Origin of the sequence: Streptomyces sp. NPDC048415 (assembly GCF_040651675.1) — a bacterium.
Taxonomy (GTDB): Bacteria; Actinomycetota; Actinomycetes; order Streptomycetales; family Streptomycetaceae; genus Streptomyces.
This window is the reverse complement of sequence record NZ_JBEZKJ010000045.1, coordinates 40,525-55,607: the sequence shown is the minus strand read 5'-3', so window position 1 is coordinate 55,607 and position 15,083 is coordinate 40,525. Positions and strand designations below refer to the sequence as shown.

17 protein-coding genes are annotated in these 15,083 nt (G+C 70.3%); 10 read left to right on the top strand and 7 right to left on the bottom strand.

The features are described 5' to 3' along the window. Positions 1-84: 84 nt before the first annotated feature. On the top strand, positions 85-738 hold the full coding sequence (locus tag AB0D27_RS26545) for a TetR/AcrR family transcriptional regulator (protein ID WP_362513520.1): 654 nt from the start codon (positions 85-87) through the stop codon (positions 736-738). Positions 739-848: 110 nt separating this feature from the next. On the opposite strand, the gene AB0D27_RS26540 is transcribed toward AB0D27_RS26545, so the two are convergent. Beyond that, positions 849-2,081 (bottom strand): glycosyltransferase, encoded by a 1,233-nt coding sequence (locus AB0D27_RS26540; protein ID WP_362513554.1) that lies wholly within the window; start codon positions 2,079-2,081, stop codon positions 849-851. 249 nt (positions 2,082-2,330) lie between these two features. On the opposite strand from AB0D27_RS26540, the gene AB0D27_RS26535 reads away from it, so the two are divergent. Continuing rightward, entirely contained in the window at positions 2,331-3,209 is an 879-nt protein-coding gene (locus tag AB0D27_RS26535) for a polyprenyl synthetase family protein (RefSeq protein WP_362513517.1), read from the top strand. Between the two features lie 33 nt (positions 3,210-3,242). On the opposite strand, the gene AB0D27_RS26530 is transcribed toward AB0D27_RS26535, so the two are convergent. Both AB0D27_RS26530 and ctaD read right to left on the bottom strand, forming a co-directional pair. Then, positions 3,243-3,596 carry a hypothetical protein gene (locus tag AB0D27_RS26530; RefSeq protein ID WP_362513514.1) on the bottom strand — a complete coding sequence of 118 codons (354 nt, stop codon included), beginning with the start codon at positions 3,594-3,596 and terminating at the stop codon, positions 3,243-3,245. Then, entirely contained in the window at positions 3,593-5,278 is a 1,686-nt protein-coding gene (ctaD, locus tag AB0D27_RS26525) for a cytochrome c oxidase subunit I (RefSeq protein WP_362513551.1), read from the bottom strand. Before ctaD ends, AB0D27_RS26530 begins: the two co-directional genes overlap by 4 nt. Positions 5,279-5,383: 105 nt before the next feature. Between ctaD and AB0D27_RS26520 the strand changes: the two genes are divergently transcribed. The 3 genes from AB0D27_RS26520 (at position 5,384) to AB0D27_RS26510 (ending at position 7,978) form a co-directional block, all read left to right on the top strand. Further along, entirely contained in the window at positions 5,384-5,947 is a 564-nt protein-coding gene (locus AB0D27_RS26520; RefSeq protein WP_362513511.1) for an RNA polymerase sigma factor, read from the top strand. Then, on the top strand, positions 5,940-6,911 hold the full coding sequence (locus AB0D27_RS26515) for a CU044_5270 family protein (RefSeq protein WP_362513508.1): 972 nt from the start codon (positions 5,940-5,942) through the stop codon (positions 6,909-6,911). The genes AB0D27_RS26520 and AB0D27_RS26515 overlap by 8 nt, the downstream gene beginning before the upstream one ends. Positions 6,912-7,414: 503 nt before the next feature. Beyond that, entirely contained in the window at positions 7,415-7,978 is a 564-nt protein-coding gene (locus tag AB0D27_RS26510; protein WP_362513506.1) for a MarR family transcriptional regulator, read from the top strand. A gap of 24 nt (positions 7,979-8,002) precedes the next feature. Here AB0D27_RS26510 and AB0D27_RS26505 read toward each other — a convergent pair whose 3' ends face one another. Next, positions 8,003-8,368, bottom strand: coding sequence for a nuclear transport factor 2 family protein (locus AB0D27_RS26505; protein ID WP_362513503.1), 366 nt, complete (start codon positions 8,366-8,368; stop codon positions 8,003-8,005). A gap of 171 nt (positions 8,369-8,539) precedes the next feature. Here AB0D27_RS26505 and AB0D27_RS26500 point away from each other — a divergent pair, with 171 nt between their 5' ends. Further along, entirely contained in the window at positions 8,540-8,827 is a 288-nt protein-coding gene (locus AB0D27_RS26500; RefSeq protein WP_362513500.1) for a hypothetical protein, read from the top strand. Between the two features lie 97 nt (positions 8,828-8,924). Here AB0D27_RS26500 and AB0D27_RS26495 read toward each other — a convergent pair whose 3' ends face one another. Continuing rightward, the gene (locus AB0D27_RS26495; protein ID WP_362513497.1) at positions 8,925-9,833 is read right to left on the bottom strand and encodes a helix-turn-helix transcriptional regulator; all 909 of its coding nucleotides are present in this window, start codon (positions 9,831-9,833) and stop codon (positions 8,925-8,927) included. A gap of 120 nt (positions 9,834-9,953) precedes the next feature. Between AB0D27_RS26495 and AB0D27_RS26490 the strand changes: the two genes are divergently transcribed. Beyond that, positions 9,954-10,826: an alpha/beta hydrolase gene (locus AB0D27_RS26490; protein WP_362513495.1), complete on the top strand. Its 873-nt coding sequence runs from the start codon at positions 9,954-9,956 to the stop codon at positions 10,824-10,826. A gap of 4 nt (positions 10,827-10,830) precedes the next feature. On the opposite strand, the gene AB0D27_RS26485 is transcribed toward AB0D27_RS26490, so the two are convergent. Together AB0D27_RS26485 and AB0D27_RS26480 are read right to left on the bottom strand one after the other, a co-directional pair. Further along, on the bottom strand, positions 10,831-12,585 hold the full coding sequence (locus AB0D27_RS26485; protein WP_362513492.1) for an ABC transporter ATP-binding protein: 1,755 nt from the start codon (positions 12,583-12,585) through the stop codon (positions 10,831-10,833). A gap of 68 nt (positions 12,586-12,653) precedes the next feature. Then, entirely contained in the window at positions 12,654-12,800 is a 147-nt protein-coding gene (locus tag AB0D27_RS26480) for a hypothetical protein (RefSeq protein ID WP_362513490.1), read from the bottom strand. A gap of 172 nt (positions 12,801-12,972) precedes the next feature. Between AB0D27_RS26480 and AB0D27_RS26475 the strand changes: the two genes are divergently transcribed. The 3 genes from AB0D27_RS26475 to AB0D27_RS26465 are packed head-to-tail and all read left to right on the top strand — an operon-like array spanning position 12,973 to position 15,070. Further along, positions 12,973-13,323: a hypothetical protein gene (locus AB0D27_RS26475; protein ID WP_362513487.1), complete on the top strand. Its 351-nt coding sequence runs from the start codon at positions 12,973-12,975 to the stop codon at positions 13,321-13,323. 32 nt (positions 13,324-13,355) lie between these two features. Further along, entirely contained in the window at positions 13,356-14,441 is a 1,086-nt protein-coding gene (locus AB0D27_RS26470) for an S-(hydroxymethyl)mycothiol dehydrogenase (RefSeq protein WP_362513485.1), read from the top strand. Next, on the top strand, positions 14,441-15,070 hold the full coding sequence (locus tag AB0D27_RS26465) for an MBL fold metallo-hydrolase (RefSeq protein ID WP_362513483.1): 630 nt from the start codon (positions 14,441-14,443) through the stop codon (positions 15,068-15,070). Before AB0D27_RS26470 ends, AB0D27_RS26465 begins: the two co-directional genes overlap by 1 nt. Positions 15,071-15,083: the final 13 nt, after the last annotated feature.

The following is a 15,083-nucleotide window of genomic DNA, read 5'->3' as shown; positions in this document are numbered from 1 at the left end:
GAAGGGGTGGCCCTCTACACAAGGGTCCGTACACGACAAAATCGTCCGAGTGCTGGGTTGGTCGCAGCGGTGAGGGAGGAACGCGTGGCGGGCAGGCTCAAACAGCCCACCGGCCGTTACGGGGGCAGGACCGCCGAGGAGCGGCAGGCCGAGCGGCGCCGCCGCTTCCTGGACGCCGCGCTACAGCTGTTCGGCGACAGTCCCGGCTTCCGGTCCACGACCGTCGCGGCGCTCAGCGAGGCGGCGGGCCACTCGACACGCCAGTTCTACGAGGAGTTCCGCACCCTGGAGGACGTGCTGGCCGCCCTGCACCTCCAGGTCAACGACTGGGCCGAGGAGGCCGCCCTGGAAGCGCTCGCCGAAGCGCGGGAGCTGCCGCTCGCCGAGCGAGCCACCGCGATCTTCCGCGCCTACGCCGCGAACGTCACGAGCGACCCGCGCCGGATCCGCATCACCTTCGTCGAAATCATCGGGGTGAGCCCGCGGCTGGAGGAACAGCGTCTCGCCCGTCGCGCCCGCTGGGTGGACTTCATCTGCGCCGAGGCGGCGGCCGCCGCCGCACGCGGGGAGGCGGCGCCGCGCGACTACCGGATCGCCGCGACCGCCTTCATCGGCAGCGTCAACGGCCTCCTGCACGACTGGCGCGCGGGCTGGGTGGACGCGACCCTCGACGCGGTGGTCGAGGAACTCGTCCGGCAGTTGCTGGGAATCCTGCGCCCGGCGGACTGGATTCTTTAGCCCGTCCGGCGTTTGAGGACGAGCGCGAAGCGCGACAAGGGGGGTCTGGGGGGCGGAGCCACCCAGATACGGGAAGGGCAGGGGCGGAGGGGGCGAAAAACCGCCGGTGTTCAGCCCGCCAGCCGGCGCACCGCCTCGGCGACGGGCCCCACCCCGTCCTCCATGCCAATGCGCCCCGCAAGGTCCCGCGCCCGCCGCCTATACGAGGGCTCCCTCGTGACCCGCTCGAGAGCCGACGCCAGCCGCTCGGCGCTGAGCCTTCGCAGCGGCACACCCCCGGGCGACACGCCGAGGGACACGAGCCGGGCGGCCCAGAACCCCTCGTCGAACTGGATCGGCACGGGCACGGCCGGCACCCCGGCCCGCAACCCGGCCGCCGTCGTCCCCGCCCCCGCGTGATGCACCACCGCGGCCATCCGAGGAAACAGCACGGAGTGCGGCACCTCGCCCACCGTGAACATGTCGTCACCGCTGCCCCGCAGTTCCCCCCATCCCCGCTGGATCACCCCACGCAGCCCGGCCGCCCGAAGGGCACGGACGACCTCGGCGCTCAGCCGTTCGGGATCGGGCACGGTGGCGCTGCCCAGGCCGACGAAGACCGGGGGAGGCCCGGCGTCGAGGAAGTCCCTGAGCGCCGAGGGAAGCTGGGCGTCCCTACCGTCGTACGGCCACCAGTAGCCGGCCACATCGAGCCCGGCGCGCCAGTCGCGCGGCCTGCGCACCACCAGCGGGCTGAAGCCGTGCTGCACGGACCAGCCCTGCCGCTCGCGGGCGCGTCGCGCGGCACCGGGGCCGATACGGGGCAGCCCGAGCCGGGCCCGCAGGGTGCGTACGCCGCCCGCGAAGACCCGCTCGACGGCCAGATTCACTCCATGTCCGGCCGCCCGGTTCACGGCGGGGCCCCACGAGCGGACGCCGGTCACCGGAGGCGCGAACTCCCTTGTGGGAGCGAGCGGTTGGAGGTAGACGCCCATGCTGGGCAGCGACAGCCCCTCGGCGACGGCGTGCCCGAGCGGTCCCAGGGAACTGGACAGCAGGAGTACGTCACTGGAGCGGGCGGCCGCGATCAGGTCGTCGGTCATCTGCCCGACGAGCGCCCGCGCCATCTCGACGACCCGGATGAGCTTCCCGGCCCCGGTGGTACTGCGATGCAGGCCCTGCCCTCGCGCGGACTCCAGCTCGGCCCGCGGATCGACGGGCAGCGGGTGGAACCCCACCCCGGAACCGGTCACCAAGCGCTCGAAACACCCATGCGTCACCAGAGTGACCTCGTGCCCGGCGCACGCGAGGCCGTGCCCGAGTCCGGTGTACGGTGCCACCTCGCCCCGCGACCCCGCGGTCATGATCGCTACTCGCACGACGGTCAGTATGACGGGATTCGCGGCCGACGTCGCGCAGCCGTGAACCGGCCACGGCGGAAAATCGCTCTGGATCTCCTCCTACCGCAATGATCGAATCGATGCTCGATTGATCTCAGCCATGGGGGCGGCTCACGTGAATGCGTTGTCGTATGTGGATCTGCATCGCGAGGTATCCACCGATATCGAGGCGGAGAGGGAAGCAGCACTCGAACTTCTCGGCCCATCGGCCGCGTGGTGCGGACGGCAGTCGCCGAACTCCTGGAGCAGCGCACGTTCACGTATCCCCTGTCGGTGTTGCCGATGATCGTGCATGCCGTCGAGACCGGAGCGCCTGAACCGGCTGTTCCGCTGGCCGTCGTCCATGAGCTGTGGTGGACTTCGGCGTGCTGTCTCGACGATCTGGCCGATGGCCAGGGAGCGTTCGCCGCCGGCGACCTCAGCGAGAGTGAGGCGCTGCTCGCCGCGGTCATCAGCGGAAATCCGCTGCCCCTTCTCGTCGTCCAGTCGCAGCGGATTCCGGAGTCGGTGCGCGGCACTCTGTCGGCCGAGATCGTGCAGTGCTGGATCACCGCGACTGAAGGCCAGCTGAGAGATCTGCGCGGGGACGTGGGTGCCGCCACGCGCGATTCGGTCGTCGCGGCGTACCTGGGGAAATCCGGCGCTCCCTTCAGCATGGTCACGGCCATGGCCGCGGAACTGGCGGGTGCGGCGAAGGAGAGGGTGCAACTGTGGCGCGAGTTCGGCGATGTCTTCGGGATCCTGTGGCAGATATTCAATGACCAGGAAGACATCCTGTCCGGCCGCAACGAGGACCTCCTGAACGGCACGGTGACCTATCTGCTCGCGTGCGCCCTGGGCGAGACGGCGCCCCATTCCACGGAGTACGTACTCGGGTTGCACGCCGCGGCGCGGAAATCGCCGCACGCCCGCGCGGAACTCACCGACATCCTTCTCGCGCCCGCTGTTCTACGGCAGTACGCGAAGGACATCGACGAGCTCCGCGGCGAGGGCCACCGCCTGCTGGAAGAACTCGGCGGCGACGAGACCTACTTGTCCGTCCTGCGTGACCTCCTGGACCAGGCCTCGCAGATGCTCCTCCAAGGCCGGTGATCCCGTCAGCGCCGGAGCGCTTTCGGCGTGACCTCAGCCGCTCGGCACGGTCAGCAGGACGACCGCCCCCAGTGCGACCGCGGCGCCGAGCAGAAATCCACCGCACAGCCGCCGACGCAGCGAGCGGTACCTCTCCTCGTACTCGTCCCGCAATTCTCCGCCGCGTCGCGCGGTGCGCTCCCAGGAACGCCGGGTGAGCGCGAGGTAGGTGTCCTGGAAGCGAGCCTCCACCTCCTCCCGCTGAGTGTCCGTCAGCCACATCAGCCCGCGCGTGAAACGAGCGGCTTCGACGCGTCCCTCGGCGCGGGTGGCCTCGATGAGGAGGTGGCCCTCGAGCTCCTTGATCAGGGCACCCGTCTCGAGCGGGCGGTTGTCCATCGCGGTCATCGCAGTTCCTTCCGCACCGTCTCCAACTGGGCTCCCGCAACGGAGATTTCGGGGTGGTGCATGTCGAAGGCGGGGGATTCGGAGCTGATACGCGGCAGGGTGAGGAAGTTGTGCCGCGGCGGGGGGCAGGACGTGGCCCACTCCAGCGAACGGCCGTATCCCCATGGATCGTCGACCTCGATCTTCTCGCCGTACTTGGCGGTCTTCCAGATGTTGTAGAAGAACGGCAGGAAGGACAGGCCGAGCAGGAAGGACGAAATGGTCGACACCGTGTTGAGCGTCGTGAGGCCCTCCACGGCCAGGTAGTCGGGAATCCGGCGCTGCATCCCATTGGCGCCCAGCCAGTGCTGGACGAGGAACGTGCCGTGGAAGCCGATGAACAGCGTCCAGAAGGTGATCTTTCCCAGGCGCTCGTCGAGCATCCTTCCGGTGAACTTCGGCCACCAGAAGTGGAATCCGGAGAACATCGCGAACACGACCGTACCGAAGATCACGTAATGGAAGTGCGCCACCACGAAATACGTGTCCGAGACGGGGAAGTCCATCGGGGGTGAAGCGAGCATCACACCGGTCAGACCACCGAAGACGAACGTGACCAGGAATCCGGTGGCCCACAACATCGGCGTCTCGAAGGACAGGGACCCCTGCCACATGGTGCCGATCCAGTTGAAGAACTTCACTCCCGTCGGGACGGCGATCAGGAACGTCATGAAGGAGAAGAACGGCAGCAGCACCCCACCCGTGACGTACATGTGGTGCGCCCATACGGTCACGGACAGTCCCGCGATGGCGATCGTCGCGCCGATCAAGCCCATGTAACCGAACATCGGCTTGCGGGAGAAGACCGGAATGACCTCGCTGATGATTCCGAAGAACGGCAGCGCGATGATGTACACCTCCGGATGGCCGAAGAACCAGAAGAGGTGCTGCCACAGCAGCGCGCCGCCGTTCGCCGCGTCGAAGACGTGAGCGCCGAACTTGCGGTCAGCCTCCAGGGCGAACAGCGCCGCCGCGAGAACCGGGAAAGCCAGCAGGACGAGCACACCGGTCAGCAGCACGTTCCACACGAAGATCGGCATGCGGAACATCGTCATGCCGGGCGCACGCATACAGATGATCGTCGTGATGAAGTTGACCGAGCCGAGAATCGTGCCGAAGCCCGAGAAGGCCAGCCCCATGATCCACATGTCGGACCCGATGCCCGGCGAATGCACCGCGTCCGACAGGGGCGCGTACGCGAACCAGCCGAAGTCGGCGGCGCCCTGCGGCGTCAGAAACCCGCCGACGGCGATCAGCGAGCCGAAGAGATAGAGCCAGTAGGCCAGCATGTTCAGCCGCGGAAACGCCACATCGGGCGCACCGATCTGCAACGGCATGATCCAGTTCGCGAATCCGGCGAACAACGGGGTGGCGAACATCAGGAGCATCACGGTGCCGTGCATCGTGAACGCCTGATTGAACTGCTCGTTCGACATGATCTGCAGTCCCGGCCGGGCCAGCTCCGCGCGCATCAGCAGCGCCATCACCCCGCCGACGCAGAAGAACCCGAACGCCGTGACCAGATAGAGCGTGCCGATCGTCTTGTGGTCGGTGGTGGTCAGCCACTTCACCGCGGCGAGTCCAGGACGCCGCGCACGCACGGGGACGGGTGCGGGCAGCGCCGTAACAGTGTTGCTCTCCATGCTCCGCCTGTGTCCGGCGCCCGCCTCGCCGTCACACTGGAGCGAAGCGACGAGCGTCACATCGGCGGGTGTGACGCTCGCGAACCTGCCGGACACCTACGGATTATGAGCAACGACGAGACCTTCGCCGCTGCCTATCGCGAGCACTACTGGGCGGTCAGCCGCTATGTTGCGCGGCGACTGGACGGCCGGAGCAGTGATGTGGAGGAGGTGGTGGCGGAGGTCTTCACCGTCGCCTGGCGGCGCCGGTCCGATCTCCCGCCGTCGCCCCTGCCTTGGTTGTACGGCGTGGCACGCCACTGTCTGGCCAATGCCGTACGCGGCTACGGGCGCCGCCGCAGGCTCGTCGACCGGCTCGGCAACGACGAAAGCGCGCAGGGCAACCAGGTCGTCGCGGGCCCCGACTCCGAGTCGCCGGGCGACTGGGTGCACGAGGCCCTGGCCCGGCTCTCCGCGGCCGACCGGGAAGTACTGCGCCTGACGGCCTGGGAGGAACTCGGCATCGACGAGGTCGCCGTCGCCCTCGGCTGCGGCAACCGGGCCGCGGCGATGCGGCTGCACCGCGCCCGTCGCCGCCTCAGAGCCGAGATCGACCGCCTGCAGATGACCGTGGCCCCCGGCATCGGAACGCCCCGCCGCGACACCCCGAAGGAGCACGGCCATGGCTGACGAACTCGAACTGCTGCGCCGCGCCAACCCCGTGCCGTCCGGCGACCCCCGCTTCCAGGACCGCCCGCTGAACCAGCACGCGGAGCGCCGCCTCAACCAGCTGCTCCACAGCGGGCGCCCCCGTCGACTGGGCCGCTGGGCCTGGAGCCTGGGCACCGCCGGCGTGGTCGGCGTCGTCGTCCTGACCCTCACGCTGTCGGGATCGACCACCATGCCCGCCGCGGCCGCCCCGCGCCCGCTGGTCGTCGAGGCCGGCTCCACCCCCGTACCCCTGGACCGGATCGCCGACCGCGCGGCATCCGACGGCTCGCTCCCGCTGCGCCAGGGCACGCACGTCCAGACGTGGAGCATGAGCTTGACCTCCGGGGCCGAGGCCCGGCCGCCGATCACCCTCCCCGAGGAACGCGTCGTGCGCTGGAAGGCCGACGGCAGCCACACGGAACTCGTCGTGGCGACCGACCCGAACCATCCCGGCAAGCCGGTCATCACCGACGCCGACCCCGTCCCGCGCACGGTCGAGGACGGCCATGTCCTCAGCCGGCAGACGTATCCGCCGAGTTGGAGCGACGCCCCGCCGTGGGCCCGGCCCCCGCACGACGCCGAGCGGCTGCGCGCCTACCTCGACGAGATCGACCGCCTCGATGCGATGGACACGTCCGAACTCCTCGACGCTGTGGCCGAGTTGCTGGACAACTGGACGCTCGGCAGCCGCGAGAACGCGGCGCTCGCCCGCGTCCTCGCCGACGCGAAGGGGCTGCGCCCGGCCGGAGCGGTCACCGACCGGCTGGGCAGGCAGGGGCAGGCCTACGTGTACGACGACACGGCCCGCTCCGGCCGCCTGATGCTGATCCTGGATCCGGCGACCGGCGCCGTACTCGGGATGGAGGACACCGTCACCAAGGCGGATCCCGAGTACGGCCTCAAGGCCGGGGACGTGATGTCGTACCGCGCGTGGATGCGCTGAGCGGGGCCCGCCTTTCCAATTGAGCGGGCCCTTTCGGAGGCTCGCGTGTCACACGCCTGCCGTGGCGCAGCCGAACGAGATCGAGGTCTCGAGGTCCCAGCGGCCGTCGGGGCGAGCCCCCTCGAAGACCTTCTCCGCGGCGTCGAGTCGGGCCCCCGGCCAGACTGGTCCCGCCGAACCAGCCGCTGTCCAGGGCGAGTTCGGCGGCAACCGCGGCGAACACGGCGCGGGCCTGAGGATCGGTCGCGTCGGCGGTGTCAGCAGCCTCGTCGCCCGCTCCCAGCGTCCTTGGATCCGCAACTCACGTATGGCGGCGGACAGTTCCTCCAGCGGTACGGCCGTCGGGGTGGTGCTTGCGGTGTTCGTCAGTGCGCGACGCAGGCGGGGCGCGTCGTGATCGACCTCTACCCGGACGGCCGCGGCCGCAAGGTGTCCGAACCGCGGGGAAGCCGGGGCGGTTCCCTGCGACAGAACCGTCCGACGGGACGACGTCCGGCCGTGCGATGTCCGACGGCACGAGGACGGATTCGGCCGACCGGCATGTCGCGCTCCGGTCGAAGGAGGTCGACTGGATGGACCCGGTCAAGGAGGCGATCTTCGCCCGGCTCGCGATCCTGGCCCGGCACGAGGCGCAGGGCCGCCGTGACACCCTCGTCTCGGACGTGCTCCAGCACTGGCAGTTCAGGATGCCGCTGATGCTGCGTCGGCTCGGCCCGCCCTACTCGGCGAGCCCGTCGCAACTCGCCGACATGTTCGGCCTGACCCGGGGAGCCCTGTCGGCCCGGCTCGGCCCGCTGGAGGACGCCGGGCTGATCACCCGTTCGCACGACGCGGCCGACCGCCGGCGCGTGGAGGTACGGCTCACCGAAGCCGGATATGACGCGTTGGAGCGGCACGCGGTGTCGGAGGACGAGGGTGAGAAAGCGTTGCTCGCAGCGCTCACCGCAGCACGGAGGCGAACCCTGTCCGACCTGCTGCGGAAACTGGTCGTGGCAGCCGAGAACGCTGCGCCCGCGACCGGCCCATGGCCGCACTCGCCGAGAAGGTCCAGTTCAGACATGACGTGACCTGGACCTTCGGCCAGTTCCTTCCTACTCGTCCCACGCCTGGAGCAGCGTCTGTTCGACGATCTTTCCGTCGCGCAACGACATCATCGACGTGCTCAGTACCTTCACCCCGTCCGGGTACTGGCAGGACTCGGAGAAGGCGACGTGGTCGTCCTGGACCACGCACTGCTCCAACCTGTGCGTCATGTCCCGGCCGTAGACGTCGTTGAGCATGTCGGCGATCTCGCCGCGACCGTGTTTGACCATCGGGTGGCTCGGCTGGGTGTTGCGGTCGACGACGCGCAGTTCCGCGTCGTCCGCGTAGAGCGACAGGAGATCTGCCGCACTGTGTCCTTCAATGCCCCGACGTAGCGCTTCGGTGTCGAAAGCGGGGGCTGCCGCGGTGCCCATGGTGACCTCCTTGGAAGGCCGCGGCCCGGCGAGGAGCGGGCCGCGAAGGGCCTCTCCTTTGAGCGTCCTCCGCCGCGGGTTCCTCGGCAAGCGCAGCGGGCCGATGAGCCTCCCGGGTGAGCGACGGGGCACGGCCGTGTCCGCCCGGGCGCGGCGACCGTTGCTGAATGCATGATCTCAACACGACGTATGGTCGCCGCCGTTGGTCTCGCCGTCGGCGTCACGGGCTTCGCCGCGCCGATGGCGAACGCGGCGGGCTCAGAGGCCCCGGACGCGGGGACGCTGAACCCCATCGCCCAGCTCGACTCGCTCGCGCTGACCGGCATCCCCGCGGAGCGACGGGACGAATTCCCGCGGCCCTCCAGTCAGCTCTCGCGGCTCAACCAGCTGAACGAGTTGCGTCAGCTGACCGACCTGGCAGCGCCCGTCACGGGGCTGCTCTCGGCCGTCGAGGGCTAGGCCCGTACCGGCACGGGTCGGTATCGCGAGCAAGCCCCGGCGGAACCTCGACGTTCTGCCGGGGCTCGCTGTCGTTGTGCGCCTGGTGGAGTCTCCTTCACTCGGAGAGCGTCTGTGTCCGGCCCCGTACGGCGACGCGGAACGCGATCGGGGCCTGTCCGGCGCGCTGGTGGAAGTACTTGGCGAAGTTCGTGGCGCTGGAAAAGCCCAGCTGGGCGGCGATGCGGGCGGCGGCGTGGTCGGTGTGGGCGAGCAACCGCTTCGCCTCCAGGACGACCCGGCGGTCGATGAACTCCTTGGCGCCGACGCCCGCCGAGTCCAGGGCAGCCCGGGACAGCGTGCGGGCGGAGTAGCCGAGAGCGGCGGCGTAGTCGTCCACCCGGCGTGTTCGGGCGAAGTCCCGCTCGACCGCCTCCCGGAAACGCAGGAACGTTTCGCCGGGCTCTGCGGCCCGGCTGCCGGAAGCCTCCAGATGGGCCACCCGCAGGATCAGGGCGTCGAGGAGATGGCGCACCACGGCGATGTGCGTGTCGAGCGGCAGCCGCCCCCGGGCCCGGAACTCGCGCTCCAGGTGAGCCGTGGCCACCCACAGCGCCTCGGCGTCCTCGGTGGCAGGGGTGTGCAGCACACGCGCGTGCGGATCGTCGAGCCGGGCCGCACCGACGGTGGCCGCGTCCGGGAAGTCCCGTTCGAAGACGATCAGTGTTCCCTCGGCCTCCTCGAGAGGGCCCCACTGCAGCACCTGACCGGGGCGCACCCACAGCCATGAGCCCGGCTCGAGGACGTATCCGGCGAAGTCCACCGTCTGCCGCAGCGCGCCGGAGGTCAGCGTGAGCACGTGGTGGAAGCCCGGGCGCTGCGGCGCGCCGAGGTCCGTCCCTCGGGCACGGGCCCTGGCGCGCAGGTCGGCCAGTGTGATCACTTCCAGGCCCACGGGTGTGCCGACGGGCGCCGCGAAGGCGACCTCGGGGATGGCCTGCCCGGCCGTGTGTCGGTTTTTGACCATGATCAGTCGCCTGTGTATCCGGGTGGGACGGGTCTTCCCGCCTAGTTTGGAGTGGTCGCCGAGCAGGCGGCCGCCCGTAGTGACGGAAAGAGAACATCACCATAGAAGGAGAGCTGGTCCATGGCCAAGGAACTCAAGGACATCGCCTACGGCGGCGGACTCGACGGCCGGCTGATCGACCTGTACGTCCCGGACGGCGCGGGCTCCTGGCCGCTGGTGATCTGGAGCCGTGGCTCGGGCTGGCTCGCCGACACCGGGCGCGACGACGCCGAGGTGGTCGCCCGGCGGCTCAACCCGCGCGGCTTCGCCGTTGCCGGACTCGCCATCCGCTCCAGCGCGCAGACCCGTTTCCCCGGGCAGCTGCACGACATAGAAGAGGCGATCCGCCATCTGCGCACCAACGCCGCCGCGTACGCCCTCGACCCCGAGCGCGTGGGGATGTTCGGCGAGTCCTCCGGAGGCTGGGCCGCGGCGCTGGCCGCGCTCACCGTCGACGGCATCCGCGCCGCCGTCCCCGTCTACCCGCCGACCGACCTGCTGAGCATGGACGCCCAGATGCTCCCCGGCACCCTCCAGGAGTTCACCCGGTTTCCCGGAAGTCCCTACGGGCACGACGACCCGGAGTCAGCGGAGTCCCGCCTCTTGGGCAGCCCCCTCCAGGACCGGCCCGAACTCGCCCGCCGCGCCAGCCCGTTGACGTACGTCCGCCCGGACGCCCCGCCCTTCCTGATCCTGCACGGAAAGGCCGACCGGATCGTCCCGTACAGGCAGGGCGAACTCTTCTACGACGCCCTCGCCCAGGCGGGCGCCGACGTCGAACTGATCACCCTGCCGTACGCCGACCACGGCCCGTGGAACGACTTTCTGACCGATCCGCGAGTGAAGCGGGACGCGGTGAGCGTAGTTTCCCTCGACGGAAAGAAGACCGAACCGCGGCCGTGCGACCCCACGTGGGACACCGTCGCCGACTTCTTCCACCGGCACCTGATGTAGCCGCTCAGCCGGCGGTCGCGAGGAACTGCGTGGCGGCGAGCTCCGCGTACAGCGGGTCCGCGGCCACGAGTTCGCGGTGGGTGCCGACGGCGCGGACGCGACCGGCGTCCATGACGACGATGCGGTCGGCCATCGTGACGGTGGACAGCCGGTGCGCGACCACCAGCACCGTGGTCGTGCGGGACACATCGGCGACCGTGTCCCGCAGCGCCGCTTCGTTGACGGCGTCGAGCTGCGAGGTGGCCTCGTCGAGGAGCAGCAGCCGGGGTCGGCGCAGCAGGGCGCGGGCGATGGCGACGCGCTGGCGCTCACCGCCGGACAGCTTGGTGCCGCGGTGGCCGACCAGGGTGTCAAGGCCGCGCGGCAGACGGGCGATCAGGCCGTCGAGCCGTGTCGTTTTCAGCACACGCGTCACGTCGGCGTCGTCGGCCGCCGGATTACCGAGCAGTAGATTGTCTCGCAGCGAGCCCGACAGCACCGGGGCATCCTGCTCGACATACCCGATGGCCGACCGGAGTTGGGACAGATCCCAGTGCTCCAGCTCACGGCCGTCCAGGGTGATGACGCCCGCCTCGGGGTCGTAGAACCGCTCGATCAGCGAGAAGACGGTGGTCTTGCCCGCGCCGGAAGGCCCGACGAACGCGGTCATGCCGCGAGCCGGGACGGCGAACGTCACACCATGGTGGACGTAGGGCAGGTCGTCGGCGTACCGGAAGCGGACGTCGTCGAAGGTGAGCACGGCGGGCTCGGCGCCCGGCGTGGGCAAAGGGGCGGGCAGGGCGGCCGGTTCGGCGGGCAGCCGCAGCGCCTCCTGGATCCGGGCGAGCGCGGCGGCGCCCGTCTGGTACTGCGTGATCGCGCCGACCACCTGCTGGATCGGCGACATCAGATAGAACACGTACAAGAGGAACGCGACCAGCGTGCCCACGTCGATGGCGCCCGTCGCGACGCGCGCGCCGCCCACCGCGAGCACCGTGATGAAGGCGATCTGCATCGCCAGACCGGCCGTATTGCCCGCGGCCGCCGACCACTTGGCCGCCCGCACGCTCTGCCGCCACGACTCCTCAGCGGCCGCGTGGATGGTCTCCTCCTCGCGGTGCTCCGCGCCGGACGCCTTGACCGTGCGCAGCGCGCCGAGGATCCGTTCCAGCGCGGCGCCCATCACGCCGACGGCGTCCTGCGCCTGCTTGCTGGCCCGGTTGATGCGCGGCACGATCACCCCGAGTACCGTCCCCGCGCACAGGATCACGCCCAGCGTGACGCCGAGCAGCACCACGTCGACCAGGCCCATCATCACCACCGTCCCGACGAGGGTGAGGCCCCCGGTGCCCAGGCCGACGAGGGAGTCGGTCGTCACCTCGCGCAGCAGGGTCGTGTCGGAGGTGATGCGGGCCATCAGGTCGCCCGGCTCGCTGCGGTCCACGGCCGGTATGCGCAGCCGCAGCAGATACGACGACAGGGTGCGCCGCGCTCCCAGGACCACCGACTCCGCGGTCCGCCGCAGCACATACGAACCCAGCGCGCCCACCGCCGCGTTGGTGACCACCAGTGCCGCCATGCCGATCAGTGCCCGGCCGATGGGCCGGTCGTGCGACAGGTCGTCGATGAGCCCCCGCGCCACCAGCGGCAGTACCAGGCCGGTGCCCCCGGTCGCCAGCGCCAGCAGCGCGCCCGCGAACAGCGCCCATCGATGGGGTCGTACGTACCCGAGCAGCAGGCGCCACGCGGGCACATCGGACTGGGCGTCGGTCAGGCTCACGGCGCTCCTTGCGGGAGTCGGTGCGGAGCATTCAGGCTACGTCGCAGCGGGCGCGCAACGACAACGGGTCAACTCCCGTGCAGGGTTGGCCGGTCGCGTGCCGTCGAGAGGACCCGCGGGCTGTCGCTTCCGTCCGGCGGGCAGCCGTCGAGCAGAGGGGCCAGTGCCTCGCCCGGGCCCAGTTCGAGATACGTCATGACACCGTCGCGGCGCATCCGGGCGACCGTGTCCGCGAAACACACCGGCTCGGGGCCCCCGCACTCGGAACTCCGGTGCGGCGGCCTCGGCGCTGGCTTTGTCCCGCAGCGGAGGAGGGCGAGGCGCTCCCCGGCTGAACATGACGGCGGCGAGGTTGGCCGCCTCGTAGGCGCGCCGGCTGCGGTAGCGGTGCCGGGTGTCCTCGAGGTCGCCCAGGTCCAGGCGTCGCGGAGCCGCATCGATCCGGCCACCCGCGACGTCGCCCCGCCCGCCTGGAGACGCCACCTGTGTCTGCTGCTCGACGGCTTCCGCGCCGAGCGCGCCCATCACGTCACCGAGGCCCTGGCCCAGGTGCCGCACCGACTGCTCGCGCTCGGTGTCGGGTCGGACGAGGACCAGTTACTCGACGGCTTCCGCATCACCGATGCCGTGGGGGCTCCTCATCGAGGCAACCGTCACGCCGGCGTGCTCGGCCGTGTGATCACCTCCCAGGACCTTCCCTGGTCTGCTACCGGTCGGTCACACCGTAGGGTCGGTTGAGGGAACGTCGATCTACGGAAGGGCTCACTGACATGGCGCAGGAAGTACGGGGCGTGATCGCACCGGGCAAGAACGAGCCGGTGCGTGTCGAGACCATCGTCGTGCCGGATCCGGGCCCGGGAGAGGCCGTGGTGAAGGTCCAGGCGTGCGGGGTCTGCCACACCGACCTGCACTACAAGCAGGGCGGCATCAACGACGACTTCCCGTTCCTGCTCGGCCACGAGGCGGCCGGGATCGTGGAGTCGGTCGGCGACGGCGTCACGGACGTCGCGCCCGGTGACTTCGTCATCCTCAACTGGCGGGCGGTGTGCGGACAGTGTCGGGCCTGTCGGCGCGGGCGGCCCTGGTACTGCTTCAACACGCACAACGCCCAGCAGAGGATGACCCTGACGGACGGCACCGAACTGTCCCCGGCCCTCGGCATCGGCGCCTTCGCCGAGAAGACCCTCGTCGCCGCCGGACAGTGCACCAAGGTCGACCCGGCCGTCTCGCCGGCGGTGGCCGGGCTGCTCGGCTGTGGAGTGATGGCCGGGATCGGGGCCGCCATCAACACCGGCAACGTCGGCCGGGGCGACACGGTCGCGGTCATCGGCTGCGGAGGCGTCGGCGACGCGGCGATCGCCGGGTCCCGGCTCGCGGGCGCGGCGAAGATCATCGCCGTGGACATCGACGACCGCAAGCTGACGACCGCCGAGAAGATCGGCGCGACGCACACCGTCAACTCCCGTGAGACCGACCCTGTCGAGGCGATCCGCGAACTCACCGGCGGATTCGGCGCCGACGTCGTCATCGAGGCCGTGGGCCACCCGGAGACGTACAAGCAGGCCTTCTACGCCCGTGACCTCGCGGGCACGGTCGTCCTCGTCGGCGTACCCACCCCGGACATGAAGCTCGAACTGCCGCTGATCGACGTCTTCGGACGCGGCGGCGCCCTCAAGTCGTCCTGGTACGGAGACTGTCTGCCCTCCCGCGACTTCCCGATGCTGATCGACCTGCACCTTCAGGGCCGCCTGGATCTGGGCGCGTTCGTGAGCGAGACGATCGCTTTGGACGAGGTGGAGCCCGCCTTCGAGCGGATGCACCACGGCGACGTGCTGCGTTCGGTGGTGGTGCTGTGATGACCACGCGCATCGAACACCTCGTCACCTCGGGCACGTTCTCGCTCGACGGCGGCACCTGGGACGTCGACAACAACGTCTGGATCGTAGGAAACGATCACGAGGCGATCGTCATCGACGCCGCGCATGACGCCGACGCCATCGCCGAGGCGGTGGGGGAGCGGCGACTGCTGGCGATCGTGTGCACACACGCTCACAACGATCACATCGACGCCGCCCCTGCCCTCGCGGAACGCACCGGTGCCACCATCTGGCTGCACCCGGACGACCTTCCGCTGTGGAAGCAGACCCATCCCGACCGCCTCCCCGACGCCTGGCTGCAGGACGGCCAGGTGATCGAGTCGGCCGGCGCCGACCTGACCGTGCTGCACACTCCGGGCCACGCCCCGGGCGCGGTCTGCCTGTACGACCCGGGCCTGGGCACCGTCTTCACCGGCGACACGCTCTTCCACGGCGGCCCGGGGGCCACCGGCCGCTCCTTCTCCCACTTCCCGACGATCATCGAGTCGATCAGGGACCGGCTGCTCGTCCTGCCGGCGGACACGGTCGTGCGCACCGGACACGGCGAGACGACCACGATCGGCGCGGAGGCCCCGCACCTGGAGGAGTGGATCGCGCGCGGTCACTGACGTACGCCGACGG

What these genes read in the sequence shown, in the direction of transcription:
- AB0D27_RS26540 (WP_362513554.1), bottom strand. Translation starts at nt 2,081, where the DNA reads ATGACCGCGGGGTCGCGGGGCGAGGTGGCACCGTACACCGGACTCGGG.
- AB0D27_RS26530 (WP_362513514.1), bottom strand. Translation starts at nt 3,596, where the DNA reads ATGACCGCGATGGACAACCGCCCGCTCGAGACGGGTGCCCTGATCAAG.
- ctaD (WP_362513551.1), bottom strand. Translation starts at nt 5,278, where the DNA reads ATGGAGAGCAACACTGTTACGGCGCTGCCCGCACCCGTCCCCGTGCGT.
- AB0D27_RS26520 (WP_362513511.1), top strand. Translation starts at nt 5,384, where the DNA reads ATGAGCAACGACGAGACCTTCGCCGCTGCCTATCGCGAGCACTACTGG.
- AB0D27_RS26515 (WP_362513508.1), top strand. Translation starts at nt 5,940, where the DNA reads ATGGCTGACGAACTCGAACTGCTGCGCCGCGCCAACCCCGTGCCGTCC.
- AB0D27_RS26510 (WP_362513506.1), top strand. Translation starts at nt 7,415, where the DNA reads ATGTCCGACGGCACGAGGACGGATTCGGCCGACCGGCATGTCGCGCTC.
- AB0D27_RS26505 (WP_362513503.1), bottom strand. Translation starts at nt 8,368, where the DNA reads ATGGGCACCGCGGCAGCCCCCGCTTTCGACACCGAAGCGCTACGTCGG.
- AB0D27_RS26500 (WP_362513500.1), top strand. Translation starts at nt 8,540, where the DNA reads ATGATCTCAACACGACGTATGGTCGCCGCCGTTGGTCTCGCCGTCGGC.
- AB0D27_RS26495 (WP_362513497.1), bottom strand. Translation starts at nt 9,833, where the DNA reads ATGGTCAAAAACCGACACACGGCCGGGCAGGCCATCCCCGAGGTCGCC.
- AB0D27_RS26490 (WP_362513495.1), top strand. Translation starts at nt 9,954, where the DNA reads ATGGCCAAGGAACTCAAGGACATCGCCTACGGCGGCGGACTCGACGGC.
- AB0D27_RS26480 (WP_362513490.1), bottom strand. Translation starts at nt 12,800, where the DNA reads ATGCGCCGCGACGGTGTCATGACGTATCTCGAACTGGGCCCGGGCGAG.
- AB0D27_RS26470 (WP_362513485.1), top strand. Translation starts at nt 13,356, where the DNA reads ATGGCGCAGGAAGTACGGGGCGTGATCGCACCGGGCAAGAACGAGCCG.
- AB0D27_RS26465 (WP_362513483.1), top strand. Translation starts at nt 14,441, where the DNA reads ATGACCACGCGCATCGAACACCTCGTCACCTCGGGCACGTTCTCGCTC.